The sequence below is a fragment of the Sphaerisporangium aureirubrum genome, assembly GCF_042658925.1.
In the GTDB taxonomy this organism is placed as follows: domain Bacteria; phylum Actinomycetota; class Actinomycetes; order Streptosporangiales; family Streptosporangiaceae; genus Sphaerisporangium; species Sphaerisporangium aureirubrum.
Window position 1 is genome coordinate 37,899 of sequence record NZ_JBHSRF010000027.1, and the last position, 25,972, is coordinate 63,870.

At 72.8% G+C, this 25,972-nt stretch carries 19 protein-coding genes and 1 pseudogene; 11 read left to right on the top strand and 9 right to left on the bottom strand.

From position 1 onward, the window contains the following. Positions 1-219: 219 nt before the first annotated feature. Positions 220-1,050: an ATP-binding protein gene (locus tag ACFP1K_RS19395; protein WP_380755177.1), complete on the top strand. Its 831-nt coding sequence runs from the start codon at positions 220-222 to the stop codon at positions 1,048-1,050. A gap of 129 nt (positions 1,051-1,179) precedes the next feature. Here ACFP1K_RS19395 and ACFP1K_RS19400 read toward each other — a convergent pair whose 3' ends face one another. Next, entirely contained in the window at positions 1,180-2,535 is a 1,356-nt protein-coding gene (locus ACFP1K_RS19400) for an aldehyde dehydrogenase family protein (RefSeq protein WP_380755179.1), read from the bottom strand. Positions 2,536-2,784: 249 nt separating this feature from the next. Between ACFP1K_RS19400 and ACFP1K_RS19405 the strand changes: the two genes are divergently transcribed. After that, on the top strand, positions 2,785-3,822 hold the full coding sequence (locus tag ACFP1K_RS19405; RefSeq protein WP_380755181.1) for a COX15/CtaA family protein: 1,038 nt from the start codon (positions 2,785-2,787) through the stop codon (positions 3,820-3,822). Between the two features lie 327 nt (positions 3,823-4,149). On the opposite strand, the gene ACFP1K_RS19410 is transcribed toward ACFP1K_RS19405, so the two are convergent. Continuing rightward, a complete protein-coding gene (locus ACFP1K_RS19410; protein ID WP_380755183.1) occupies positions 4,150-5,154 on the bottom strand; it encodes a lytic polysaccharide monooxygenase auxiliary activity family 9 protein in 1,005 nt (334 codons plus the stop codon). A gap of 324 nt (positions 5,155-5,478) precedes the next feature. Then, positions 5,479-6,912, bottom strand: a complete 1,434-nt coding sequence (locus ACFP1K_RS19415; RefSeq protein WP_380755185.1) for a PrsW family glutamic-type intramembrane protease — start codon at positions 6,910-6,912, stop codon at positions 5,479-5,481. Positions 6,913-7,298: 386 nt separating this feature from the next. Between ACFP1K_RS19415 and ACFP1K_RS19420 the strand changes: the two genes are divergently transcribed. Further along, positions 7,299-8,735, top strand: coding sequence for an NAD(P)/FAD-dependent oxidoreductase (locus tag ACFP1K_RS19420; protein ID WP_380755187.1), 1,437 nt, complete (start codon positions 7,299-7,301; stop codon positions 8,733-8,735). Positions 8,736-8,762: 27 nt separating this feature from the next. Here ACFP1K_RS19420 and ACFP1K_RS19425 read toward each other — a convergent pair whose 3' ends face one another. Next, a complete protein-coding gene (locus tag ACFP1K_RS19425) occupies positions 8,763-9,698 on the bottom strand; it encodes a heme o synthase (RefSeq protein ID WP_380755189.1) in 936 nt (311 codons plus the stop codon). A gap of 390 nt (positions 9,699-10,088) precedes the next feature. Between ACFP1K_RS19425 and tkt the strand changes: the two genes are divergently transcribed. From tkt to pgl, 6 genes are all read left to right on the top strand, one after another. Next, a complete protein-coding gene (gene tkt, locus ACFP1K_RS19430) occupies positions 10,089-12,200 on the top strand; it encodes a transketolase (RefSeq protein ID WP_380755191.1) in 2,112 nt (703 codons plus the stop codon). A gap of 18 nt (positions 12,201-12,218) precedes the next feature. Further along, complete coding sequence (gene tal / locus ACFP1K_RS19435) at positions 12,219-13,325, top strand: transaldolase (RefSeq protein ID WP_380755193.1); 1,107 nt, start codon at positions 12,219-12,221, stop codon at positions 13,323-13,325. 545 nt (positions 13,326-13,870) lie between these two features. Continuing rightward, a complete protein-coding gene (locus ACFP1K_RS19440; protein WP_380755195.1) occupies positions 13,871-15,499 on the top strand; it encodes a glucose-6-phosphate isomerase in 1,629 nt (542 codons plus the stop codon). Positions 15,500-15,696: 197 nt separating this feature from the next. Continuing rightward, entirely contained in the window at positions 15,697-17,229 is a 1,533-nt protein-coding gene (gene zwf, locus ACFP1K_RS19445) for a glucose-6-phosphate dehydrogenase (RefSeq protein WP_380755272.1), read from the top strand. A gap of 11 nt (positions 17,230-17,240) precedes the next feature. Next, on the top strand, positions 17,241-18,140 hold the full coding sequence (locus ACFP1K_RS19450; protein ID WP_380755274.1) for a glucose-6-phosphate dehydrogenase assembly protein OpcA: 900 nt from the start codon (positions 17,241-17,243) through the stop codon (positions 18,138-18,140). A 411-nt stretch (positions 18,141-18,551) separates the two neighbouring features. Continuing rightward, complete coding sequence (pgl, locus tag ACFP1K_RS19455) at positions 18,552-19,325, top strand: 6-phosphogluconolactonase (protein ID WP_380755197.1); 774 nt, start codon at positions 18,552-18,554, stop codon at positions 19,323-19,325. Between the two features lie 380 nt (positions 19,326-19,705). Here pgl and ACFP1K_RS19460 read toward each other — a convergent pair whose 3' ends face one another. After that, positions 19,706-20,572 (bottom strand): sulfotransferase family protein, encoded by an 867-nt coding sequence (locus tag ACFP1K_RS19460; RefSeq protein ID WP_380755199.1) that lies wholly within the window; start codon positions 20,570-20,572, stop codon positions 19,706-19,708. 212 nt (positions 20,573-20,784) lie between these two features. On the opposite strand from ACFP1K_RS19460, the pseudogene ACFP1K_RS41385 reads away from it, so the two are divergent. Beyond that, positions 20,785-21,207 (top strand): annotated as a pseudogene (locus ACFP1K_RS41385) (Clp protease N-terminal domain-containing protein); the annotation flags it as partial. A 253-nt stretch (positions 21,208-21,460) separates the two neighbouring features. Here ACFP1K_RS41385 and ACFP1K_RS19470 read toward each other — a convergent pair. Next, the gene (locus ACFP1K_RS19470; RefSeq protein WP_380755203.1) at positions 21,461-22,495 is read right to left on the bottom strand and encodes a GNAT family N-acetyltransferase; all 1,035 of its coding nucleotides are present in this window, start codon (positions 22,493-22,495) and stop codon (positions 21,461-21,463) included. Positions 22,496-22,698: 203 nt separating this feature from the next. On the opposite strand from ACFP1K_RS19470, the gene ACFP1K_RS19475 reads away from it, so the two are divergent. Beyond that, on the top strand, positions 22,699-24,333 hold the full coding sequence (locus tag ACFP1K_RS19475; RefSeq protein ID WP_380755205.1) for an amidohydrolase: 1,635 nt from the start codon (positions 22,699-22,701) through the stop codon (positions 24,331-24,333). 60 nt (positions 24,334-24,393) lie between these two features. Here the strand turns inward: ACFP1K_RS19475 and ACFP1K_RS19480 are convergent, their stop codons facing one another. From ACFP1K_RS19480 to tpiA, 3 genes are all read right to left on the bottom strand, one after another. Then, a complete protein-coding gene (locus ACFP1K_RS19480; RefSeq protein ID WP_380755207.1) occupies positions 24,394-24,738 on the bottom strand; it encodes an RNA polymerase-binding protein RbpA in 345 nt (114 codons plus the stop codon). A gap of 68 nt (positions 24,739-24,806) precedes the next feature. Further along, the gene (gene secG / locus ACFP1K_RS19485) at positions 24,807-25,037 is read right to left on the bottom strand and encodes a preprotein translocase subunit SecG (RefSeq protein ID WP_380755209.1); all 231 of its coding nucleotides are present in this window, start codon (positions 25,035-25,037) and stop codon (positions 24,807-24,809) included. A gap of 129 nt (positions 25,038-25,166) precedes the next feature. Beyond that, on the bottom strand, positions 25,167-25,952 hold the full coding sequence (tpiA, locus tag ACFP1K_RS19490) for a triose-phosphate isomerase (protein WP_380755211.1): 786 nt from the start codon (positions 25,950-25,952) through the stop codon (positions 25,167-25,169). Positions 25,953-25,972: the final 20 nt, after the last annotated feature.

Consider the following 25,972-nt stretch of genomic DNA (forward strand, 5'->3'; position numbering starts at 1 on the left):
AAGGCGCACGCGCCGGCCGGTGGAGCCGTCCGATCGACGGCCGCGGCCCCGGCGCCCAAGACGGGGGATCGAATGCCCAGGAATCCTGGACCGCCACCCCGGGACCCCGGCCCGCCCGCGAAGCCGGGCCGCGGCACAGATCCCGGCGCCCCGGAGACTACAGCCCGAACGGAGGGGACCGAAGTGCCACAGAGAACCGAAGCACCGAACATCCCGGACATGTCGGCTGTGCCCGGCACCCTGACCGTACTCGGCGAGCCGCCCGTCCCGGACGCGCCCCACCTCCCGGAAATCCCGGACGCGCCCCACCTCCCGGCCACTCCGGACCCGCCCCACCGCCCGGACACCCAGGACGTGCCCCACCGCCCGGACACCCGAGACGCGCCCCGCCTCCCGGCCACTCCGGACGTACCCCGCCGCCCGGACACCCAGGACGTACCCCGCCGCCCGGACACCCAGGACGCGCCCCGCCCTTCGGGCATGCCAGATGCGCCGGACGGTCCGGACGACTCGGACGTGCCGGGGAGCGTGCTCGGGAATGTCGTCGGCCTGCGGGAGTCGCGGGCCGTCGACACGACGGCGAGGCTTCCGGCCGGTCCGGGGGCCGGGAGCGTGCGCGAGGTCACCGGCGCCGCGGACGACCCGGACGCGGGTGAACAGGCCGGGGGACGGATCTCGGCCTGCTGGGTGCTGGGCGAGAGTGTGTCCTCGATCCCGCTGGCCCGGCGGCTCGTCCGGGCCTGCCTCGCGGACTGGGGTCTCGCGGAGGACGGCGAGGTCGCCGAGCTGCTGGTCACCGAGCTGGTCGCCAACGCCCTGCGTCACGCCTGGGGGACCCCCGTGCTCACCCTGTCCGCCGACGGCTCCGTGCTGCGCTGCGAAGTCCAGGACTCCAGCCCCGAGTCCCCGCACCTACTGCAGACCCGCGTCTACGACGAGACGGGCCGCGGCCTGCATCTGGTCGACCTCCTGGCCCGTCACTGGGGCGTGCGCCAGGGCCCCGGCGGCAAGACCGTCTGGTTCGACCTGGTCGCCCACTCCGGCGAGTGACCTCCGGTCCCCCGGTCCCCTGTCCCCCGCCCCCACCGGCGCCGGGCCCGCCCTTCCCGGCGGGCCCGGCGCCGGTCCGCGCGGGTCCGGAGTCCCGGCGCCGTCGTCGGTGCCGGAGCCGTGCGGAGGTCAGCGGCCGGAGGGGCCGAGGGCGACGGTGTGGGTGGAGGTGTAGAACTCCTGGGCGGCCTTGCCCTGCTCGCGGGGGCCGTGGCTGGAGTCCTTGACGCCGCCGAAGGGCAGGTAGAAGTCGACGCCGCTGGTGGGGTTGTTGACCTTGACGAGGCCGGTGTCCAGGCGGGAGGACACGTCGAGGGCGCGGTCCAGGTCGCCGGTGTAGACGGCGGAGACCAGGCCGTACCGCACGCCGTTGGCCAGGGCCACGGCCTCGTCCACCGAGGCGGCGTCCTGGACCAGGCAGATGGGGCCGAAGACCTCCTCGCGGGCGAGCAGGTGGTCGGCGGGGGCGCCGTCGACCAGGGTGGGGGCGGCGTACCAGCCGTCCCGGGCCAGCGCCTCGCCGCCGGCGAGCACGCGGGCGCCCTCGGTGGCCGAGATCACGCGGTCGCGGGCGGACTCCTCGATCAGCGGGCCGACGGCGGTGCCGGGGTCGGCGGGGTCGCCCACGCCGAGCTTGGCGACGGCCGCGGTGAGAGCCTCGCGGACCTCGGCGGCGTTGCCCACGGTGATGACCCGCTTGGTGGCGGTGCACTTCTGCCCGGCGTAGCCGAAGGCGGCGGCGGCGATCTGCGCGGCGGCGGCCTCGATGTTGGCGTCGTCCAGCACGATGGCGGCGTTCTGGCCGCCCATCTCGGCCTGGACCGGCACGCCGCGCCCGGCCGCCGAGACGGAGACGCCGCGGCCCACGGCCGCCGAGCCGGTGAAGGACACCACGTCGGCGGCGTCCACCAGCGCCTGCCCCTCCTCCGCGTCACCGGGGACGATCTGGAACAGGCCCTCCGGCAGGCCGAGCAGCTCGGCGAGGCGCAGCGCGCAGGCCGTCGCCTGCGGGGCGGGCTTGAGGATGACGGCGTTGCCGAAGGCCAGCGCGGGGGCGGCCTTCCACAGCGGGATGGCCAGCGGGAAGTTCCACGGGGTGATCAGACCGGCCACGCCGTGCGGGCGCCTGCGGGTGTAGGCCAGCCCGGCGCCCGAGGGCTCGTGCACGGCGCCCACCGGGTCGTAGACCTGCTGGGCGTAGTACCGCAGGATGGCGACCGCCCGCCCCACCTCGCCCTTGGCCTCGGTGATCGGCTTGCCGACCTCCCGGACGACCAGCGCGGCCAGCTCGCCCGCTGCGGCGGCGACCGCCTCGGCGGCACCGGCCAGCGCGGCGGACCGCTCGGCCGCGTTCGCCCTCGCCCATCCCGGCTGCGCGGCCCGCGCCGCGTCCACCGCCGCGGCGACGCCCGCCGCCCCGGGCGTGGTGACCCGGGCGACCACGTCCGCGGGATTCTGCGGTGACCGGCTCTCGACAACGCTCATCGTCCGCCTCAACCTCTCCAGCGTCAGGGATTCGAACTCACCGCACACCGTACGACAAATCACCCGAGCGGCAGCGCGGGGGGTGGCGGGGTCCGGACGGCCCGCCGGCACGGCGGCGAGGGGGACGGCGGCGATCCGGGACCGATGTCGGAGGTGAGGGCGGAAACGGGCGATGCGGGCCATAGCGGTTATCCACAGGGTGCGGGGTTCGCGGCGGGGGCGACGGTACGGGCGCCTACGATGTGAGCCGTGACCGCAGCAGACCAGCAGCAGAGAGTCCCGGCGGAAGGGCGTCCGGCCGCGTTCGCCGATCGGATGCGCGAGCGGGGACGTGATCTGTTCCACTCGGTGTGGGCACCGACGCCGGGCAGCATACGGCGGTGGGCGCTGGCGAGCGTGGTCGTGAACGTCGGGATCACGGTCACCGGGGCCGCGGTGCGGCTTACCGGGTCGGGGCTCGGGTGCCCCACCTGGCCGCGGTGCACGCCGGGCAGCTTCGTGCCCGCGCCGCACGACTCCCACTCGCCGGTCAACATGGCGATCGAGTTCGGCAACCGGCTGCTGTCGTTCCTGGTGCTGGCGGTGGCGGTGGCCTGCGTGGTCGCCGTGCTGCGGATCGCGCCGCGCCGCGCCTCCCTGATCCGCCTGGCGGCCGTGCAGCCCGCCGGCGTCCTGGTCCAGGCGCTGTGGGGCGGCCTGGTGGTGCGCAGCCTGCTCAACCCCGTCACGGTGAGCGTGCACTTCCTGCTGTCCACCCTCATGACCATGGCGGCGTTCGCCCTGTTCGCCCGGTCGGGCGAGGGGGACGCGCCGCCGAGGCGGCTGGTCCACCGCGACATCCGCACCCTGGGGTTCGTCCTGGTCACCGCGGTGTTCGTGCTGCTGATCGCGGGCGTGGTCGTCACCGGCACCGGCCCCCACTCCGGCGACGTGGCCGCATCCCGCTTCGGCTTCGACATCGAGACCGTGGCGCGGCTGCACGCCGACATCGTGTGGGTCGTCCTCGGCCTGACCTTCGCCCTGCTGTTCGCCCTGCACGTCACCGACTCCCCCGGCCGTGCCAGGCGCGGGGCCTTGGTGCTGCTCGGCGTCGAGCTCGCCCAGGGCGTGCTCGGGTACGTCCAGTACTGGCTGGCCGTGCCCGCGGTGCTGGTCGGCCTGCACGTCCTCGGCTCGGCCCTCGTCTGGATCGCCACCCTGCGCGTGGTCTTCATGATGCGCGACCGCGGGCCCCTCGGCGCCGCGGTCCCCGTCCGCGGCGAGCCGGACGACGTCCACACCCTGTAGCTGACTATCCCCTCGATATCGGACGCGACCGCGAAAGTTTCATGCGCGGGGACGGCCGAATAACCGTGTGAGCTGCCGCTTCCCCGCCCCTCGCCCCGGAGTGCGGCGGGGCGTCTCGGTACGGCACCCGGGGAGGAGATATCTTCCGAGAGCGCATGGGAGCGCTCCCAAAACTTTCCTGTGGTCCGCGCGTTGCCAAAAGGAGGTGGCGCCTCTCGTTCTGTGCCACGGACATTCGCGTATCACGTCCGACATGGACGCTGCACGCCGTGAGGTGGAAGTGCCTGTCCACCTCACGGCCGCGTCATGTCCGGGCTCCCTCCGAGGTCAGCCGCAGGAGATGTCGGTGAACTTGGGGGTGCGGGTGGCGCCGGTCGTGGCCTGGAAGCCGGCGGTGGCGGTGTCGCCGGGCTGGAGGCGGGGTTCGGAGTCGGGGGCGTGGATCATGCCGACCGGGCCGCTCTGCATGAGGGTCCCGTCCCACGCGGACTTCATCTTCACGTCCATCTGCATCATCCACTGGACGTACCACTGGTTCAGCACTCCCTTGCCGGTGTTCTTGATGGTCACGGTGGCCTGGAAGCCGCCGCGCCACGACTTGGTCATCTTCACCGAGGCCGAGCACGAGATCGGCAGCGGCGACGCGCTCAGCGTCGGAGCGGGCGCCGCGGTGGCCGGGCCGTTGAAGATGACGTCGGAGCACCCGTAGACGGTCTCGGTGCCCCCCGGCCTGGCCCACACCGAGTAGATGATGTGGCGGCCGGACTTGGCGGGCAGCGTGCCGGAGAAGCGGTAGGCGCCCTCGCCCGCCCCGGGTTTGGGGTCGGCGGTGAGGAACGGCTGATCTTCCAGGTCGCCCCAGGTCAGCGGCAGGGTGGGATTGAAGCCGTTCTTGGTGACGTAGAGCTTGAGACCGGTCGGCTGGGGCGCTCCCGCGCCGTAGACGAACTCGAACGTGGCTCCGGGCTGCACCACCGTGGCGGGCCAGTCGGCCCGCGGCGCGTCGTAGGCGGCGTACTTGCCGACGCCTCCGCTGCACAGCTTGCCGTCCGGGATGAACCCCCGGGTGCGGCCCGCGCCGTCCGGGCGCAGCACGCCCGACCACTCGTCGACGGGCGCCGTCCCGCCGGTCTGGACCGCCGCGGCGCAGGCCGGGTTGCCGGGCTTGGCCCCGCCGGAGGCCCGGCCGTCGACGTAACAGGCGTAGGTCCTGCTGGCGGGGGTCTGCATGGCGCCGCTGGCGCCCGCCGAGCGCTGGAGCGCCAGCGTCGTCAGCCCGGCGACCACCACCGCGGCCGCCGCCAGGATCGCCACCTTTGCCTTGGGTGTCACAGTGCTACCTCTTCACATCGCGGTTCGCCACCGGAGAGAGGGCGGCGGGAAGGGGCGTGCTCGTACCGCGTCCCGATCGGGGGCACCGGACCGCACGGCCCGGCAAGGCGCCGGCGCGTGAACGCGCACCGGGCAGGCCACCCGGAACAGATCATCGGAAGTGGCCACTGACATCCGCGTACCGCGATTGAAACACGCCCGCACGACAACCGGCAAGGATGTGTGAAAGGAACCCGGGCCCCGCTCCGTCAGGTGCGGCGCGGCCCCGATCGGACCGCCGCCGCGCCCCCCGGATCGGCCATCCGCGGGCCGGAAACGCCCGGGTCAGGCCCCGCGATCGCCCGGCGTGCGGGGCGGTGAGCCGGGGCCCTGCGGGAAACCCGGGCCCTGGGGGTAGCCCGGCCCCTGAGGGTAGCCGGGGCCTTGGGGATAGCCCGGTCCCTGGGGGAAGCCGGGGGTGGGAGGCGGACCGGAGGGCCGGGGGTCCTCCGGGCGGCCCTGGGGGGCACCGGGGATCAGGGGGTCGCGGGGGAAGCCGTCCGGCGGAGGGTAGGGCGAGGTGGCCCGCCAGGTGTCGTGGCCGGGGGCGTACCCGGGCGGGGCTATGCCCTTGGCCATCGAGGACTGGTGGCGCTGCGGCACCGGGAACATCGACTTGGCGCCGCTCATGCAGGCCAGCAGCGCCTCCCGGTGCCGTTCGAAGGTGTCCCGGTCGATCACGCCCCGCATGCCGCGCTCGTGCAGCAGCCCGAGCTCGGTGGCGGCCAGCTGGTAGTCGCGCATGGCGCCGCGCCCCACCGCGCCGCCGTACGCCCGGGCCCACTGGCGCGCCTGGCGCCGTCCCTGCAGCGAGGACAGCATGAACAGGTCGACGTCGCTGACCAGCCCGAGACCGCCGTACGGCGGCAGGTACCGCTGGATGAGCCCGATGATGCGCTTGCGGTCCTTGACGATCACGCCGAGCTCGACGAAGAACAGCACCATCAGCAGCAGGTAGGCCACGCCCAGTCCGGCGAACCCGCCGTAGGAGGTGAAGCCGTTCCAGATGCCGTGCAGGGCCATCGCGCCGAGCCAGCCGAGCACCACCACCCCGCGCCGGGCGCGCCCCCTGCTCTGCGCGGCGTACGCCACGGCGATGCCGATCATCGAGGTGAACAGCGGGTGGGCGAACGGCGACAGCACGCCGCGCAGCACCACGGTCACCGCCAGCCCCTGCACGCCGTTCTGGTCCAGCGCCATGATGTAGTAGCTGACGTTCTCGCTCATCGCGAAGCCGAGCCCGACCATGCCGGCATAGATGATGCCGTCGGTCGGCCCGTCCAGCTCCTGGCGGCGCCAGCGCAGCAGCCCGAGCAGCACCAGGCCCTTCATGGTCTCCTCGACCAGCGGCGCGCCGAAGGTCGCGACCAGGTTGCGGGCGCTGGCGGGGTCCAGCTGGGTGGCCACGATGATGTAGCGCAGGTTGAGGCTGTTGAGCAGCCCGGCCACCAGCACCGCGATCCCGGCGCCCCACATGAAGGCGAAGACGAGGTCCTTGCGCGGCTCGGGTTCCAGGCGGTCCAGCGCGAGGACGCCGGCCAGCAGCAGCGGCACCGGGGCCAGGGCCAGGATGAGCGCGATCACGAAATGGACCGGCTCGCCGTTGAAGATGTCGAAGGAGAACGAGACCAGCGCGCAGATCCCGGCCAGGACGAGCCCCAGGATCAACCCGAACGACGGGCGCTCGCGCAGCACCCAGCGGGGATCAAGGTTCGTCATGGTCGCGAGCGTATTCGACCGTGCACCAAGTGTCCCCTTCGCCCCCGCCGCACCCGCACGGCTCGCTCCCCGTGATCACCGCATCACCCCGCACCGACAGCTCCCGGGCAATCATGTCTTCCCCCGGACCAATATCAACACACCCACCCAGCCAACCAACTTGACGACTTTTCCGCCACTCCGTCCGGCCACTGGGGGATTTAGGATGATATGTCGGCGTGTGACGGCTTTGTTATGGCGTATGCCCTTGAGGAGCGGCGCCACCGGGTAATACAGTCCCACGTCGCCGACACACAAGGTGTCCGCGGTGCTCAAACTCCCTGACGATCGGACTGTTCGATGGCGCATCCACCCGAGGCCGACGGCGGCGCCGAGGCGGGCATCCGATGAGCACGGCGGCGCCCGGCGTGCCCACGACCGGCGACTACGTCAACGGCGACGTCTCCTACTGGTACCGCGACATCGGCCTGCCCGCCCGCCGGGCCGCCCTGCCCGGGCCGCGCGACTACGACGTGGCGATCGTCGGCGGCGGCTACACCGGACTGTGGACGGCGTACTACCTGAAGAAGGCCCAGCCGGACCTGCGGATCGCCGTCCTGGAGCGCGAGTTCGCCGGGTTCGGCGCCTCCGGGCGCAACGGCGGCTGGCTGTCGGCCGAGTTCGCCGGGTCCAGGGAGCGCCACGCCGCCGCACGGGGGCGCCAGGCGATGATCGACCTGCAGCACGCCATGTTCGCCGCCGTGGACGAGGTGATCGACTTCACCCGCGACGAGGGAGTCGACGCCGACGTCCACAAGGGCGGCCTGCTGCACGTGGCGACCAACCCGGCCCAGGACCGGCGGCTGCGCGCCGAGCTCGAGGACCTGCGGACCTGGGGGTTCGCCGAGAAGGACATGTGGCTGCTGGACCCGTCCGAGCGCGAGCGGCGCATCAGGGTCGCCGGAGCCCTGTCGGCCACCTACAGCCCGCACTGCGCCCGCATCCAGCCCGCCAAGCTGGCGGCCGGCCTGGCCCGCGTGGTCACCGGCCTCGGCGTGGACGTCTTCGAGGACACCACGGTCACCGAGATCCTCCCGCGCGGCCACGCCGCGCACGGCCGGGCCGCGGCCGTCACCGCCCGGGGCGCGGTCACCGCGGACTACGTGATCCGCGCCACCGAGGGCTTCACCGCGAGCATCAAGGGCCAGCGGCGGCAGTGGCTGCCGATGAACAGCTCCATGATCGTCACCGAGCCGCTGCCCGCGGAGGTGTGGGAGGAGATCGGCTGGGAGGGCCGCGAGCTGCTCGGCGACGAGGCGCACGCCTACTGCTACGCCCAGCGCACCGCCGACGGGCGGATCGCCATCGGCGGGCGCGGCGTGCCGTACCGCTACGGCTCGCGCACCGACGTGCGCGGCGCCACCCAGCCCCAGACGGTGGACGCGCTGCACGCGATCATGGCCACGCTGTTCCCCGCCACCGCCGGGGCGCGGGTCCAGCACTCGTGGTGCGGCGTGCTCGGCGTGCCCCGCGACTGGTGCTCCACCGTCGACCTGGACCACCGCACCGGCCTCGGCTGGGCCGGGGGGTACGTGGGCAGCGGGGTGACCACCACCAACCTGGCCGGCCGCACGCTGCGCGACCTGGTGCTGCGCAGGGACACCGAGCTGACCGCGCTGCCGTGGGTGGGGCGGCGGGTGCGCCGCTGGGAGCCCGAGCCGCTGCGCTGGATCGGAGTGCACGCGATCTACGCGCTGTTCCGCGCCGCCGACCGCGGCGAGCGGACCGGGCCGCCGCGCACCTCGCCCTACGCCCGCCTGGCGGGCCTGATCTCCGGCCGCTGACCGGCGGCCGGGGCCGCCGGCGGGTAGTCAGTGGAGCAGCGAGTCGATCGCGACGGTGAGGAAGAGCAGCGCCAGGTAGGCGTTGGACCAGTGGAAGAACCGCATGGGCCGCAGCGCCACGCCGGTCTTGCCCGCGTTGACCCGCCCGAGCAGCCGGTAGACCTCCCACAGGCACACCGCGCCGAGCACGGCCGCCACCACGCCGTACACCGGCGTGGTGCCCGCGACCGGCCACAGCAGCAGCGAGCAGATCACCGTGGCCCAGGTGTAGGCGATGGACTCCTGCACGACGCGGCGCTCGGTGGCCACCACCGGCAGCATCGGCACCGCGGCGGCGGCGTAGTCCTCGCGGTAGCGCATGGCGAGGGTCCAGGTGTGCGGCGGCGTCCAGAAGAACACCACGCCGAACAGCACGACCGGCGCCCAGTCGACGCGGCCGGTGATGCCCGCCCAGCCGATCAGCACCGGCATGCAGCCCGCGATGCCGCCCCAGACGACGTTCTGCGAGGTGCGGCGCTTCAGCCACATCGAGTAGACGAAGACGTAGAACAGGATGGCGCCGAGGGACAGCCCGGCGGCCAGCCAGTTGACCGTGACGCCGAGGCCGAGGGTGGCGAGCACGCCCAGCACGATCCCGAAGATCAGCGCGTTGCGCGGCTCCACCGTGGCCATGGCCAGGGGCCTGCGCCGGGTGCGCCGCATGGTCGCATCGATGTCCCGGTCGACGTAGCAGTTGAGCACGTTGGCGCTGCCCGCCGACAGGGTGCCGAAGACCAGCGTGGCCACGGCCGTCCACAGCGGCGGGAATCCGCGGGCCGCCAGGAACATCACCGGCAGGGTCGTGATCAGCAGCAGCTCGATGATCCGCGGCTTGGTCAGCGCGACGTACGCCCGCACCGCGGCGAGCGGCGAGCGGCGCGCGCCGGAGACAACCGTCGGCGGCTTGGTCGTGAGCACCGTCAAGGCGCTTCCAGCGGGTGCGGGGTCAACGCGTAACCTCTGAATAGAGCGGGTCCGTGGGTGCGGGCATGAGCCGGCACCGGGAACTCACTGTAGTGCGGGGGGTCGCCGGTCCTGGCATCGGGGGCGAAAGCCCCGTGCGGGGAGGCCGTAACGGGCTCGCGCGTCGGCGCTGGTGAGCGGCCTCCGCGGCCCACCGCGCCCGTCGCGTTCCATACGTGGCCAGGCGGGCAGGTCTCCTGGACACAAGCAGCACATTCCCCGGTCATCCACAGGACGCACCAGGCATCTACGGTGAGGGGAGCGACCCGTTAAGGTCCGGTGTTGGGGAGGTAACCCGGACCGGACGCCTGATGTGCCCGGCCGCCACCGATACTGAGGGAGATCGAGCAGTTGAGCAGCGAACTCGTGCCAGACCTTGAGTGGAGCGACCTCGATCGGCGGACGGTCGACGTCGTACGCGCCCTCGCGATGGACGCGGTGGAGAAGGCGGGATCGGGCCATCCCGGTACGGCGATGAGCCTGGCGCCCGCCGCCTACCTCCTCTTCCAGCGCGTGCTGCGCCACGACCCGTCCGACCCCTCGTGGGTGGGACGCGACCGGTTCGTCCTGTCGGCCGGGCACTCCAGCCTCACCCTTTACATCCAGCTCTTCCTGTCGGGCTACGGCCTGAGCCTTTCCGACCTGGAGAGCCTGCGCCAGTGGGACAGCCGCACGCCGGGCCACCCCGAGCACGGCCACACCCTCGGCGTGGAGACCACCACCGGGCCGCTCGGGCAGGGCCTCGGCAACGCCGTGGGCATGGCCATGGCGCAGCGCCGCGAGCGCGGCCTGTTCGACCCGGACGCCGGGCCGGGCGCCAGCCCGTTCGACCACCGCACCTGGGTGATCGCCTCCGACGGCGACATCGAGGAGGGCATCAGCCACGAGGTCAGCTCGCTGGCCGGCCACCAGAAGCTCGGCTACCTCAACGTCATCTACGACGCCAACCACATCTCCATCGAGGACGACACCGCGATCGCCCTGTCCGAGGACGTCGCCAAGCGGTACGAGGCGTACGGCTGGCACGTCCAGCACGTCGACTGGACCGAGACCGGCGAGTACGTGGAGAACGTCGAGGCGCTCTACGCCGCCATGCGCGCCGCCGCGGCCGAGACCGAGCGGCCGTCGCTGATCCGCCTGCGCACCGTCATCGGCTGGCCCGCGCCCAACAAGCAGAACACCGGCAAGATCCACGGCTCCGCGCTCGGCGCGGACGAGGTGGCGGCCACCAAGCAGATCCTCGGCATGGACCCCGCCAAGAGCTTCGACGTGCCCGCCGAGGTGCTGGAGCACGCCCGCGAGGTGGTTCCGCGCGGCCGGGCGGCCCGCGCCGAGTGGGAAGAGGCCTACGAGAGCTGGCGGTCCGCCAACGCCGACCGCGCCGCGCTGTTCGACCGCATCAGCGCCCGCAAGCTGCCCGCCGGGTGGGACGACGTGCTGCCGTCCTTCGAGACCGGCAAGGGGGTGGCGACCCGCGTGGCGTCCGGCAAGGTGCTGACCGCGCTGGCCCCGGTGCTGCCCGAGCTGTGGGGCGGCTCGGCGGACCTCGCCGGGTCCAACAACACCACGATGGACGGCGAGCCGTCGTTCATCCCCGAGGAGTACCAGACCAAGGCGTTCCCGGGGAACCGCTACGGCCGCACGCTCCACTTCGGCATCCGCGAGCACGGCATGGGCGCCATCCTCAACGGCATCGCCCTGCACGGCGGCACCCGCCCGTACGGCGGCACCTTCCTGGTGTTCAGCGACTACATGCGCCCCGCGGTGCGCCTGGCCGCCCTGATGGGCCTGCCGGTCACCTACGTCTGGACCCACGACTCGATCGGGCTCGGCGAGGACGGCCCCACCCACCAGCCGGTGGAGCACCTGTGGGCGCTGCGCGCCATCCCCGGCCTGGACGTGGTGCGGCCGGCCGACGCGAACGAGACCGCCGCGGCGTGGCGGACCATCCTGGAGCACACCGACCGCCCGGCGGCGCTGGCCCTCTCCCGGCAGAACCTCCCGGTGTACGAGGGCTCGGCCGACGCCGAGAAGGTCGCCAAGGGCGGCTACGTGCTGGCGGACGCGTCCGACGGGCAGCCCGTGGTGGTCATCATCGCCACCGGCAGCGAGGTCGAGGTGGCCGTCGGCGCCCGCGACCTGCTGGAGGAGCAGGGCTTCCCCACCCGGGTGGTGTCCATGCCGTGCGTCGAGTGGTTCGAGGCCCAGGACGACTCCTACAAGCAGTCCGTGCTCCCCTCCTCGGTGCGCGCCCGCGTCGCGGTGGAGGCGGGAATCGCCCTGGGCTGGTGGAAGTTCGTAGGTGAGGAAGGCGAGGTCGTGAGCCTTGAACACTTCGGTGCGTCCGCGCCGTACAAGACGCTGTACGAGCAGTTCGGCCTGACCGCCGAGCGTGTGGCCGCCGCCGCCAAGGGCAGCCTTGCCAAGACCGGGGCCGACAAGGGCCATACGACCGGAAACTGAGGGACTGAGGAAACGGTCATGAGTGAGAACCTGAAAGGCCTGAGCGAGCAGGGCGTGTCGATCTGGCTGGACGACATCAGCCGGGAGCGGCTGCGCACCGGCGACCTCGAGACGCTGATCCGCGACAAGCACGTGGTCGGCGTGACGTCCAACCCCACGATCTTCGCCTCGGCCCTCAGCAAGGGCGACGCCTACGACGGGCAGACGCGGGACCTCGCCACCCGGGGGGTGGACGTCGGCGAGGCGGTGCGGTCGATCACCACCTACGACATCCGCTGGGCCGCCGACGTGCTGCGCCCGGCGTTCGACGCGAGCGACGGCGTGGACGGGCGGGTGTCCATCGAGGTGGACCCGCGCCTGGCCAAGGACACCGCCAAGACCATCGCCGAGGCTCGTGCCCTCTGGTGGCTGGTGGACCGGCCCAACGTCTTCATCAAGATCCCCGCGACCGTCGAGGGCCTGCCCGCCATCACCATGGCCATCGCCGAGGGCATCAGCGTCAACGTCACGCTGATCTTCTCCCTGGAGCGGTACCGCGCGGTCATGAACGCCTGGCTGACCGGTCTGGAGCTCGCCAAGGACAAGGGGCTGGACCTCTCGAAGATCGAGTCGGTGGCGTCCTTCTTCGTCAGCCGCTTCGACACCGAGATCGACAAGCGCCTGGAGAAGATCGGCACGCCCGAGGCCCTCGGCCTGCGCGGCCAGGCCGCCGTCGCCAACGCGCGCCTCGCCTTCGCCGCGTACGAAGAGGTCATCGCCGGATCCCGCTGGCAGGCCCTGGAGTCCGCGGGCGCCCGCCCGCAGCGCCCGCTGTGGGCGTCCACCGGCACCAAGAACGCCGAGTACCCCGACACGCTGTACGTCGACCAGCTGGTCACCTCCGGCACGGTCAACACCATGCCCGAGAAGACCCTCGACGCGGTGGCCGATCATGGCAAGATCGACGGCGACACGGTACGCCCCTTCTACGAGGACGCCTGGAACACCATGGCGGCCCTCAAGCAGGCGGGCATCGACTACGACGACGTGGTACGGGTCCTGGAGGACGAGGGCGTGGACAAGTTCATCGCCTCCTGGAACGAACTGCTCGCCACGGTCGAATCCGAACTACGCAAAGCCGTCTGACGCCGCACCACCCCGGCCCTCGGACACCCCGGCGCCGCCCGGCCGCCCGCGAGGGCCCCGGCCCGGCACGGGGCACCGGGTGGCCGGGGCCCCGCGGGCGCCGGAGCCGACCGGAGCCCTCAGGGCATCCGGCGGACCGGAGCCCGTGGGCGCTGCGCCGATCGGGCCTCTACGAGGCCGGATCGACCAGGACCCTTACGGGGACCGGGTGACCGGGACCCTCGCGGGGACCGGGTAACCGGGACCCTTACGGGAACCGGATCGGGCCGGACCCTTGCGGGAACCGGGTAACAGGGACCTTTGTGGGGACCGGATCGAGCCGGGACCCTGATGGGAACCGGGTAGCCGGGACCTTGCGGGGACCGGGTAGCCGGGACCTTGCGGGGACCGGGTGACCGGGACCCTGATGGGGACCGGGTAGCCGGGACCTTGCGGGGACCGGGTGACCGGGACCTTGCGGGGACCGGGTGGCTGGAGGCGGGGAAGGTGTCGGGCCGGGGGGTCGGGGTGGGGGATGTACGGCGCGTGAGGATTACTAGGTAAGGATGGATATGTCGGTAACGTTCGGTGATGATTCGGTGGCCGCGGCGGCTGCCGAGGCTGCGCGGAAGCTCGCCGAGGAGGGCGTCCCGCGGGCGCTGGCCGACGGCGACGCCACCCTCTGGGGGGGCGAGGCGGAGTCCGAGGCCGCGATCCGGCTCGGCTGGCTGAGCCTGCCCATCACCTCGCGCGAGCTGCTACCCGAGATCGGCAAGCTGGTCGAGCGCGTGCGCGCCGAGAGCCTGGAACACGTCGTGCTGGCCGGCATGGGCGGGTCCTCCCTGGCGCCGGAGGTCATCTGCGCCTCCGCCGACGTGCCGCTGACCGTGCTGGACACCACCGACCCGGGCCAGGTGCGCCGGGCGCTGGCCGACCGGCTGGACCGCACCGTCGTGGTCGTGTCCAGCAAGAGCGGCTCCACGGTCGAGACCGACAGCCACCGCCGCATCTACGAGAAGGCTTTCCGCGACGCCGGGATCGACCCGGCCGACCGCATCGTCGTGGTCACCGACCCCGGCTCCCCGCTGGAGCAGTCCGCCATCGAGGCCGGGTACACCGTGATCCTCGCCGACCCCAACGTCGGCGGCCGCTACAGCGCCCTGACCGCCTTCGGCCTGGTCCCGAGCGCGCTGGCCGGTGCCGACGTCACCCGCCTGCTGGACGACGCCGCCCAGGCCCGTGAACAGCTCGGCGCCGACGACGAGCCCGGCCTGCTGCTCGGCACCGCCATCGGCTCCGCCGCCGCCTCCGGGCGGGACAAGCTGCTGCTCGACGACAGCCTGTCCGACATCAACGGCCTGCCCGACTGGATCGAGCAGCTCATCGCCGAGTCCACCGGCAAGCAGGGCCGCGGCGTCCTCCCGGTCGCCGGGTCCGAGCCCAACGAGGCCGGGGACGAGCTGGTGGCCGGCATCGACACCGAGGGCGACATCGAGGTCCACGCCCCGCTCGGCGCGCAGTTCCTGATCTGGGAGTACGCCACGGCCGTCGCCGGGCGCCTGCTCGGCATCAACCCCTTCGACCAGCCGAACGTCGCCGAGTCGAAGGAGAACACCACCCGCATCCTCGGCGAGGCCGGCGACGGCCCGCTGCCGACCGGCACCCCGGCGCTGGTCGACGGCCCGGTCGAGGTCTACGGCGACCTGCCGCCGCACGCCAAGGACCTCTCCGACGTGCTGACCGCGGTGCTCCAGGACATCCCCGACCGCGGCTACCTCGCCATCCTGGCCTACCTCGACCGCGAGGCGGCGTTCGACGTGCCGGTCCCGCCGGAGGCGTCGTTCGAGACGATCACCGACATCTGGGCGGCGCACGACCCGGCCTCCCTGCAGGGGCTGCTGGCCATCCGCACCGACCGGCCGGTCACCTTCGGCTGGGGCCCGCGCTACCTCCACTCCACCGGCCAGTACCACAAGGGAGGCCCGCAGAACGGGGTCTTCCTGCAGATCACCGGCGCCGTGACCGACGACCTCGACGTGCCCGGCAAGCCCTACACCCTGGGCAGGCTCCAGCTCGCCCAGGCCCTCGGCGACCTCGACGCCCTCCGCCAGCGCGGGCGACCGGCAGTACGCCTGCACCTGACCGATCGCGAGGCGGGTGTCAGGCACCTTCTCGCCGCCGCACGGGAGGTTTGATGATCGACAGTGAGCGTCCGGACCCGGGCCCCGCGCCCGGGGACCCGGCGCCCGGGACCGCGGGACCCGGCAGCGACGGCGGCCCGCCTGCCGCCGCCCCGGCGCCCGGCGCCGGCGCGGCCGGGGAGGGCGCGCCGCACGCCGCCCCGGACGATTCGGTGGCCGCCGCCCAGGCCGTCGCGAGCACCGCGACCACCATGGCGGTGGCCGCGGCCAACCCGCTGCGCGACCCGGGCGACCGGCGGCTGCCGCGGGTCGCGGGGCCGTGCGTGCTGGTGCTCTTCGGGGTCACCGGCGACCTGGCCCGGCGCAAGCTGCTGCCCGCCATCTACGACCTCGGCAACCGCGGGCTGCTGCCGCCGGGGTTCTCCCTGGTGGGCTTCGCGCGCCGCGACTGGGCGCACCAGGACTTCGCCAAGATCACCCATGACGCCGTCAAGGAGCACGCCCGCACGCCGTTCCGCGAGGAGGTCTGGAAGCAGATCTGCGAGGGCCTCCACTTCGTGCCCGGCTCGTTCGACGACGACGGCGCGTTCGACGCGCTGACCATGGCCCTGGCCGAGATCGACCAGACCCGCGGCACCGGCGGCAACTACGCCTTCTACCTGTCCACGCCGCCCAAGGCGTTCCCGGTGATCATCCGGCAGCTCAAGCGCACCGGGCTCACCAAGCCGCCCGAGGGTGCCTGGCGCCGCGTCGTCATCGAGAAGCCGTTCGGGCATGACCTCGCCAGCGCCCGCGAGCTGAACCGCGTCGTCGACTCGGCGTTCAAGCCCGACTCGGTGTTCCGCATCGACCACTACCTGGGCAAGGAGACCGTCCAGAACATCCTGGCGCTGCGGTTCGCCAACACGCTGTTCGAGCCCATCTGGAACCGCGGCTACGTCGACCACGTCCAGATCACCATGGCCGAGGACATCGGCGTGGGCGGCCGGGCCGGGTACTACGACGGCATCGGCGCGGCCAGGGACGTCATCCAGAACCACCTGCTGCAGTTGCTGGCCCTGGTGGCGATGGAGGACCCCACCGCCTTCGGCGCCGCGCCGCTGCGCCGGGAGAAGGAGAAGGTCCTGGAGGCCGTCACCCTCCCCGAGGACCTCGGCCTCGCCACCGCGCGCGGCCAGTACAGCGCCGGATGGCAGGGCGGCGAGCCGGTCCACGGCTTCCTGGAGGAGGACGGCATCCCGCCGGACTCCAACACCGAGACGTACGCCGCCATCAAACTGGAGATCGCCAACCGGCGCTGGGCGGGTGTGCCGTTCTACCTGCGCACCGGCAAGCGGCTCGGGCGGCGGATGACCGAGGTGGCCGTGGTGTTCCAGCGGGCGCCGCACCTTCCGTTCACCAAGACCGACACCGAGATCCTCGGGCAGAACGCCCTGGTGATCCGCATCCAGCCGGACGAGGGCATCACCGTGCGGTTCGGCTCCAAGGTGCCGGGCACCGCGATGGAGGTCCGGGACGTCAACATGGACTTCGCCTACGGCGAGGCGTTCCTGGAGTCCTCCCCCGAGGCGTACGAACGGCTGCTGCTGGACGTGCTGATCGGCGATCCCCCGCTGTTCCCGCACCAGCGCGAGGTCGAGCTGTCTTGGAAGATCATCGACCCGATCGAGCAGTACTGGGCCGACCAGCCCGAGCAGCCCGAGGGCTACCCGTCGGGCACCGGCGGCCCCGCCTCGGCCGACGAGATGATGGCCAGGGACGGCCGCACCTGGAGGCGACTGTGACCAGTTTTCTGATGGGGTCCACCACGGCCTCCGACATCTCCTCCCAGCTGACCCGGCTGCGCCACCAGGTGGGCGCGCCCGCGGTGGGCATGGTGCTGACGCTGGTCGTGGTGTGCGACGAGAGCCGGCAGTACGACGCGGTGCGGGCGGCGTCCGAGGCGTCCCGTGAGCATCCTTCGCGCATCCTGGCGGTCATCCCTCGCGAGCGCGAGGAGGCGACCCGGCTGGACGCCGAGATCCGTGTCGGCGAGCTGACCACCGGCGAGGTGGTGCTGCTGCGCCTGTACGGCGAGCTGCGCGAGCACGCCGACTCGGTGCTGTCGCCGCTGCTGCTGCCGGACATCCCGGTGGTGGTGTGGTGGCCGGGCGAGGCGCCGCGGTCGCCCGCCAAGGACCCGGTGGGCGCGTTCGGCCAGCGCCGCATCACCGACGCCCGCTCCTCGCAGGACGCGGTGGCGGCGGTGAAGAGCCGGATCGACGGCTACTCCCCCGGCGACACCGACCTCGCCTGGACCCGCATCACGCCGTGGCGCAGCCTGCTGGCGGCGGCCTTCGACCAGCCGGTCGGGCGCGTCGCGGAGGGCTTCGTGGAGGCGGAGCCGGGCCATCCGAGCGCGGCGCTGCTGGCCGCGTGGCTGTCGGAGCGGCTGGACGCCCCGATCGCGGTGACCACGTCCAAGGGCCCCGGCCTGACCGCGGTGCGCCTGAGCACCGCCGAGGACGGCGACATCCGCATCGAGCGCCACGACTCCCGCACCGCCACCCTGTCGCGTCCCGGCCAGCCCGACCGCCACGTCGCCCTGGCCCGCCGCCCCACCTCGGACCTGCTGGCCGAGGAACTACGACGCCTGGACCCCGACCAGATCTACGAACGCGCCATCAAGCAGGTAACCACCTGCAAGGGAGTCTGACCGCGTGCCCACCCCGCCCCACGCACGCCAGGACGCTCACACCACGAGCGTCCCCCGCCACCTGCCCCGGATGCTGGCCTCATCAGCACTCCCAGCCACCCGCTCCGGGGTACTCGCCTCATGAGCACTCCCCGCCACCTGCCCCGAGTGCTCGCCCCATGAGCACTCCCCGCCACCTGCCTCAGGTGCTCGCCCCATGAGCACTCCCCGCGACCTGCCTCAGGTGCTCGAATGCGCTCCGCGCCACCTACCCCAGGGCGCTCGCGTGCACTCGGCGCCACCTGACCGGGGCGCTCGGCGCTCCGGGCCGCCTGCCCCGGGTGCTCGCGTCATGAGCGCCCTCCGACACCTGCGACCGACGGGATCCGCCATCGTGACCGTGCCCTGCCGTCCGCGACGGGATCCGGCGTCGTGAGCGTCCCATCGGTCCTGGTGCACCGGGACGCCGAGCTGCTGGCCAAGGCCGTGGCGGCGCGGCTGATCGTGGGGCTGGTGGACGCGCAGGCCGCCAAGGGGTCGGCGCACGTGGTGCTGACCGGCGGCGGGATGGGCATCGCCACGCTCGCCGAGGTGGCCGCCACGACGGCGCACGCGGCGGTGGAGTGGCCGCGGCTGGACGTCTGGTGGGGGGACGAGCGCTTCCTGCCGAGCGGCGACCCCGAGCGCAACGAGACCGGCGCCCGCGCGGCCCTGCTGGACCGGGTGGACCTGGACCCGGCGCGGGTGCACGTCATGCGCGGGCCGGACTCCGGGCTCTCCGCCGGAGAGTCGGCCGAGCGCTACGCCGAGGAGCTGCGCCGGGCGGCTCGCCCGGAGGACCACGGCCCGGTCCCGTCGTTCGACATCGTGCTTCTCGGCATCGGCCCCGACGGTCACGTGGCGTCGCTGTTCCCCGAGATGCCCGCCCTGTACGAGGAGCGCCCGGTGGCCGCCGTGCACGGCGCCCCGAAGCCCCCGCCCACCCGGATCACCATGACCCTGCCCACCCTCAACGCGGCCCGCCAGGTCTGGGTGATCGCCGCGGGCGAGGAGAAGGCAGGCGCCGTCCGCCTGGCCCTCCAGGACACCGGCCACTTCCAGATCCCCGCGGCCGGCGTCCGCGGCCGCTCCCGCACCCTGTTCCTCCTGGACCGCGCCGCCGCCTCCAAGATCCCCCCCGGCCTCGGCAGGCCCGCCTCCCCCTGATCCAGTCAGACCGCTGATCCGGGCAGGCCCCTGATCCGGGCAGGCCCCTGATCCGAGCAGGCTAGCCGTCCCTGATCGGGCAGCGCTTGATCCGGCAGGTCCGCCGCCCCGTGATCGGGCGGCCCGCCTCCCTTGATCCAGGCAGACCGCTGCTCCGGGCAGGCCAGCCGTCCCTGATCCGGCAGCGCCGGCAGGCCCGCCGCCCCGTGATTGGGCAGCCCGTCTCGTCCTGCCCCCGCACCGCGTCTCCCGTCCGCGTCGCGTCTCCCGTCCGCGTCGCGTCTCCCGTCCGCGTCGCGTCTCCCGTCCGCACCGCGTCTCCCGTCCGCACCGCGTCTCCCGTCCGTGTCGCGGGCGGGGGGCTTTACCTTGTAGATCTGTTAGAGGTAGCCCCAGGCGGTGGCCATTTCTCGGAGGGCCTCGGGGATTTCGTCGGGGTTGGGGAGTGGACGGCCGGTTTGGACCTTGCCGGTGCGGATCTTGTCGCGCCAGTCGCCGATGCCCTTGACGAACTCGCCGTGGTCGTGGTCGCCGTAGCGGATCATCCCGGGCTCGAAGCCGACGCCGAGGTAGGAGCACACGCGGCGCATCTCGGCGGCCGGGTCGTCCACCAGGGCCTCGTAGCGGACGTCGATGCCGTCGTGGCGGCGCCGGGCCTCCTGCAGGTCGCGCATGTACTGGTAGGTGTGCCGGATCGCCTCCTCCATGGGACGGGCCACCGGGTCGGCCTCGTGCCAGGAGGCCGCGATGGACGCGGGGTGGCGCATCAGGAAGACGAACCTGGCGTCCGGCCAGCACGTGGTGATGCGCTTGTGCGCGAACACGTTGCTCGGGGTCTTGTCGACCAGGACGTCCTTGCCGCTGCGCACCAGCTCCCGGTGCAGCATGCGGTCCCACAGGATGTGCTCGACGTCGCTGGTGGTGTGCCCGAGCGCCTCCATGGCCTGCCGCACCGGGTCGGTGGTCATGGTGACCGCGAGCCGCCGCACGTGCATCTCGTGCGGCGCGTGGATCCGCGAGTGGCTGTTCAGGATGACGCGGAGCAGGGTCGACCCGGACCGCACCGGCGACAGCACGAACACCGGGGCGCGCAGCAGACGGTCGGCCACGGGGTCGGCGGGGGGCCGCGGCGCCTCCGGCGGGGAAGCCGGCTCCGGCGGTTCGGACGGGTCGGCCGTCCGTGCCCGGGTGATGTTGTACCCCGTGATCCCTTCGAGAGCCGCGTTGACCTTGCTCTTCCATGCCATGGGCCCACAGAGTAGGAAGACGGGGTGACGTGAAGGTGAACGGAACCTGTGGATGAGCCGCTCTCGCATGGGTCACGGCCGTCACACGCGCCGGGGCGGGAGCGGAAGATCCGCCCCGGGAGGCCACCGGGTGACGCATAGTGGAAGCACTACACCGGGCCGGGCACGCGAGACGTCGCGACCGGCCGGCACGGACCGCACCGGAGGCCCCCGTGTTCGAGCGCTTCACCGACCCCGCCCGCCGCGTGGTGGTCGTCGCCCAGGAAGAGGCCAGACGCCTCAACCACAACGTCATAGGCACCGAGCACATCCTGCTGGGCCTGCTCGGCGAGGGCAACGGGCTGGCAGGCGCGGTGCTGAGGGAGGCCGGGCTGAGCCTGGAGCAGGTGCGGGCCGAGGTGCGGGAGCTCGGCGGCTCTGCGGGAGACGATGAGCCCGCCCCGCACATCCCCTTCGGCCCGCGGGCCAAGAAGGTGCTGGAGCTGTCCCTGCGCGAGGCCATGCAGCTCCATCACAACTACATCGGCACCGAGCACATCCTGCTCGGCCTCATGCGCGAGGCCCAGGGCACGGCCGTCCAGATCCTGGAGCGCCACGAGGTCGACTTCAAGCGCACCAGGGACGCCGTCGTCGAGGAGGTCTCGACGCTCAGGGCCCGGCGCCTCGGCGGCCCGCTGGAGGAGACCACGTCGCCGCTGATGATGCCGCCGTCGTACGGCGCCCGCCTGGAGCGCATCCTGGAGAGCCTGGACCGCATCGAGCGCCGCCTGGACGCCTACGGCATCCCGCCCGCCCCCGAGCGCCCCGGCCGCGGCCCCGCGCCGTCGCCTGGGGAGGGCACCCCGGACGACGAGGAGGGCACCGGCACGGCCGGAGCCTGACGGGTGTTCAGCCCCGCCGCGGGGAGGGCACGATCGCGCCCGCCGCGATCCTGGCCTCCACCACGCCGGGGTCCTCGGTGTAGCACAGGGTGGCGCCGAGCGAGACCAGCAGGCGGCGCATACGCGTGTTGTCGGACAACATGGTGGCCTTGACCTCGGCGAACCCCAGGTCGCGCGCCTCGGTGAGCAGCATCCCGACCAGCGCGCGGCCGAGGCCGAGCCCCTGCCAGCGGTCCTCCACCAGCACCGCCATCTCGGCGATCCCGGGATCGGGGCTGAACGTCAGGCTGGCCAGCGCGACCACCTGGCCGTCGTACCCGGCCACCATCGAGTGGCCGTGGTCGCGGTCGCAGAGCCGGTCGAACATCCGCGGCGGCAGCGCGGGCATCGCGGTGAAGTAGCGGAACCGCCGTGAGTCGGGCGAGCAGCGGTCGTGCAGGTCGCGCACCGCCTCGCGGTACAGCGGGGTGAGCGGGCGCACCTGCACCTCGACCCCGTCGGACAGCAGCAGGGGCCGCTCGGCGGAGACGGTCTCGGCCGGGGGCTGCGCGAGCCGCACCAGGGCCGCCGCGCGGGCCGCCTCGGTCAGCGTGAACGGCAGGCCGAGGCGGCGTAGCCGGATGGCGCGGCGCGGGGCCACCGGAACGGTCAGCAGCGTCGGGTCGGGCAGGTCGGACAGGTCGGCGCCGTACACCCAGCGGGCGTCGTCGGCGCGCAGCAGCTCGGCGAGCACCTCGGGCAGCCGCCACGGCATGTCCCGCAGCCGGACGGCCAGCAGCAGGGCCCTGGTCGGCTCGTCGGTCAGCTCGTGCGCGGTGGCGGGCACCACCTGGACCCGCCGTCCGCCGGCGGCCTCCAGGGCGGTGCGCACGGTCTCCGCCGAGGCCGGGATGTCGGCGACGAATTCGTCCACGGTGCCGTCGGTGTCGGGCTGCACGCTGAGCCCGAGGATGTTGCCCCCCTTGGCGGCGAGCGCGGCGGCGAGGGACGCCAGCCTGCCCGGCCGTTCGTCCACGGTGGTCCGGATCCGCAGGAAACCCATTCCCCAACCTCCTCCATCACCTTCATCCCGAGTCTCCAAGGATGCAGTCGCTCTGTTACGGGACTGCTACGCAGCGATGAGCCAGGGGTTTCGTTCGGCGGTTTTGCGCTTAACACGTGTTCCATCACATTTGTCAGGAATCACTAGGCTCACCAGGCGGGCCGGTCACCGTGGCCACCCGTTGATGGAGCAGGATGTCCTCGATGAGCGATCTGATTTTCCGGGGCGGCCCCGTGTTCACCGGCCCCACCCCCTGCCCCCCGCCGGCCGGCGGCCCGGACGCGGTGCTGGTGCGGGACGGCCGCGTCGCCGCCGTCGGCGCCGAGGCCGACGTGGTGCCCCTGGCGCGTCCCGGCCACGACACCGTGGACCTGGCCGGGCGGCTGCTCACCCCAGGCTTCACCGACGCGCACGTCCACCCCGTGCAGGCCGGGCTGGAACGGGCGAAGTGCGAGCTGTCGGAGGTGTTCGGCCTGCCCGCCTACCTGGAGATCGTGTCCGCGTACGCCGCGGCGCACCCGGACCGGCCGTGGATCGACGGCGGCGGCTGGGACATGGCGGCGTTCCCCGGCGGCCTCCCGCACCGCTCGCAGCTCGACTTCCTCGACCGGCCCGCGTACCTGATCCAGCGCGACCACCACGCGGCCTGGGTGAACACCCGGGCACTGGAGCTCGCCGGCGTCACCGCCGCCACGCCCGACCCCGCCGACGGGCGCATCGAGCGCGACCGGGACGGCACGCCGAGCGGCGTGCTGCACGAGGGCGCGATGGACCTCGTGGGACTGCTCACCCCCCGCCCCTCCCCCGCGGACATCGAGGCGGCGCTGCTGGACGCGCAGGACCACCTGTTCTCGCTGGGCGTCACCGGCTGGCAGGACGCCATCGTGGGCTCGTACGCGGGCTCGGACGACAATCTGCCCGCGTACCTGTCCGCCGCCGCCTCAGGCCGGCTCAGGGCCCGCGTGGTCGGCGCCCTGTGGTGGGACCGCACGCGAGGCGCCGAGCAGATCGAGGAGCTTACCGCGCGCCGCGCCATGGCGGGCGGGCTGTTCTCGGCGGGCAGTGTCAAGATCATGCAGGACGGCATCGCGGAGAACTTCACCGCGGCGGTCATAGAGCCGTACTGCGGCTGCGGGCCCGATCAGCGCGGCCTGTCGTACGTGGACCCGGTCCTGCTGCGCGGCCACGTGGCCGAGCTGGACCGGCTGGGGTTCCAGGTGCACTTCCACGCCATCGGGGAGCGGGCCGTCCGGGAGTCGCTGGACGCCCTGGAGGGCACCTCGCCCAGCAACCGCCACCACATCGCGCACGTGCAGATCATCGAGCCGTCCGACGTGCCGCGCTTCGGCCGCCTCGGCGTCACCGCCAACCTGCAGCCGCTGTGGGCCACCCACCACCTGCAGATGGACGAGCTGTGCATCCCCTTCCTCGGCGAGGAGCGCTCGTCGTGGCAGTACCCCTTCGCCGAGCTGGTGCGCACCGGGGCGCGGCTGTGCGCGGGCAGCGACTGGCCGGTCTCCTCGGCCGACCCGCTGCAGGGCATGCACGTCGCGGTCAACCGCACCGAGCCCGGCGGGTCGGTGCACGCGGGCTACCCGACCGCGGGCACGCCGTTCCTGCCCGAGCAGCGGATCGACCTGGCGACGGTCATGGCGGCGTACACCGCGGGCTCGGCGTGGATCAACCACGACGACGACGCCGGCGTGATCGCCGAGGGCGGCCGCGCGGACCTCGTCGTGCTCGACCGCGACCCGTTCACGCTGCCGCCCGGGGAGATCTGGACCACCCGGGTCGCGATGACGTTCGCGGGCGGCGAGGCGGTGTACGAGCGGCCCTGAGACGCGCGAAAGCACGAAAGGCCCCCCGGGCGGACCCGGGGGAGCCTTCGAGACGGCGTTCTACCAGGGCGAACGGTTGTTGCGCAGGCGCTCCAGGGCCTCGGCGAGGATCGCCGCGCCGTCGGTGTCGCTGCGCCGCTCCTTCACGTACGCGAGGTGCGTCTTGTACGGCTCGTTGCGCGGCGGAGCGGGCGGAGCCGTCTCGTCCTGACCGGCGGGGAGGCCGCACCGCGGGCAGTCCCAGTACTCCGGGACGGCCGCGTCGCTGGCGAAGCTCGGACGCGTCTCGTGCATGTTGGCGCACCAGAACGAGACCCGCACGCGAGGCGCCGCCTCGCCGCGCTCGGCCTCCCCCATCGGACCTGCGCCGACACGGCTACCACGGATCGCGTTGCCACTGCCCACGGATGAACTCCTCGCTTGATCGCCCGCCACCGGCGGGGAAGAACTCTCTCAGCCTGCCCGGCGGAGCGCTACGGCTTCAGCAACAGGCCCAGCGCGACGATGCAGACGAGCCATATCGAACCGGTGATGATCGTGAGCCGGTCGAGGTTGCGTTCCACCACCGAGGATCCACCGAACGACGACGTGAACCCACCGCCGAAGAGATCCGAGAGGCCGCCACCCTTGCCCTTGTGGAGCAGCACGAGCAGGACCATGAGGCCACTCGCGAGTATGAGGGCGATGGAGATTCCGATGATCACCGTTGACCTGTTTCCGTGTAACGCGCGCCGGGGCGCGACCTGACCTGCACGACCATCGTCTTCCGACGATTCAAGGCTTCTCTTTGAGAGTACGTCGTAATCCCACGTCGTACCTCCCAAACTCTTCAGCTAGCCCGACATTTCGCCAAATCGACAGATCTTAACGAATTCCGCCGGATCTAGGCTCGCGCCGCCGACCAGGGCACCGTCGACATCCGGCTGCGCCATGATGCCCGCGATGTTGCCGGACTTGACCGACCCACCGTAAAGGATACGGACGGCCGCGGCCACCTCGGTGTCGTACAGCTCGGCGAGTCGCGTGCGGATCGCCCCGCACACCTCCTGCGCGTCGTCCGGAGTGGCCACCTCGCCGGTGCCGATCGCCCAGACCGGCTCATAGGCCACCACGATCGACTTGGCCTGATCGGTCTTCACGCCGTTCAGCGCCGCGTCGAGCTGGGAGAGGGTGTACGCCACCTGGCCGCCCGCCTGGCGGACCGGCAGCCCCTCGCCGACGCACAGGATCGGCGTCAGGCCGTGGCGGTAGGCGGCCTGCACCTTGGCGTTGACGAGCTGGTCGTCCTCGCGGTGGTACTGCCGCCGCTCGGAGTGGCCGGCCAGCACGAACGTGCAGCCCAGCTTGGCGAGCATGGTGCCGCTCACCTCGCCGGTGTAAGCGCCGCCGTCGTGCTCGGAGACGTCCTGCGCGCCGTACAGGATGCGGAGCTTGTCGCCGTCCACCAGGGTCTGCACGCTGCGCAGGTCGGTGAACGGCGGCAGCACCGCCGCGTCGGCGCGGTCGAAGTCCTTGTCGGTGAGCGTGAACGCCAGCTTCTGGACCAGGGCGATGGCCTCGAGGTGGTTGAGGTTCATCTTCCAGTTGCCCGCCATCAGGGGCTTGCGGGCGGTGCTCATCGCGCACGCTCCGCCCGCTG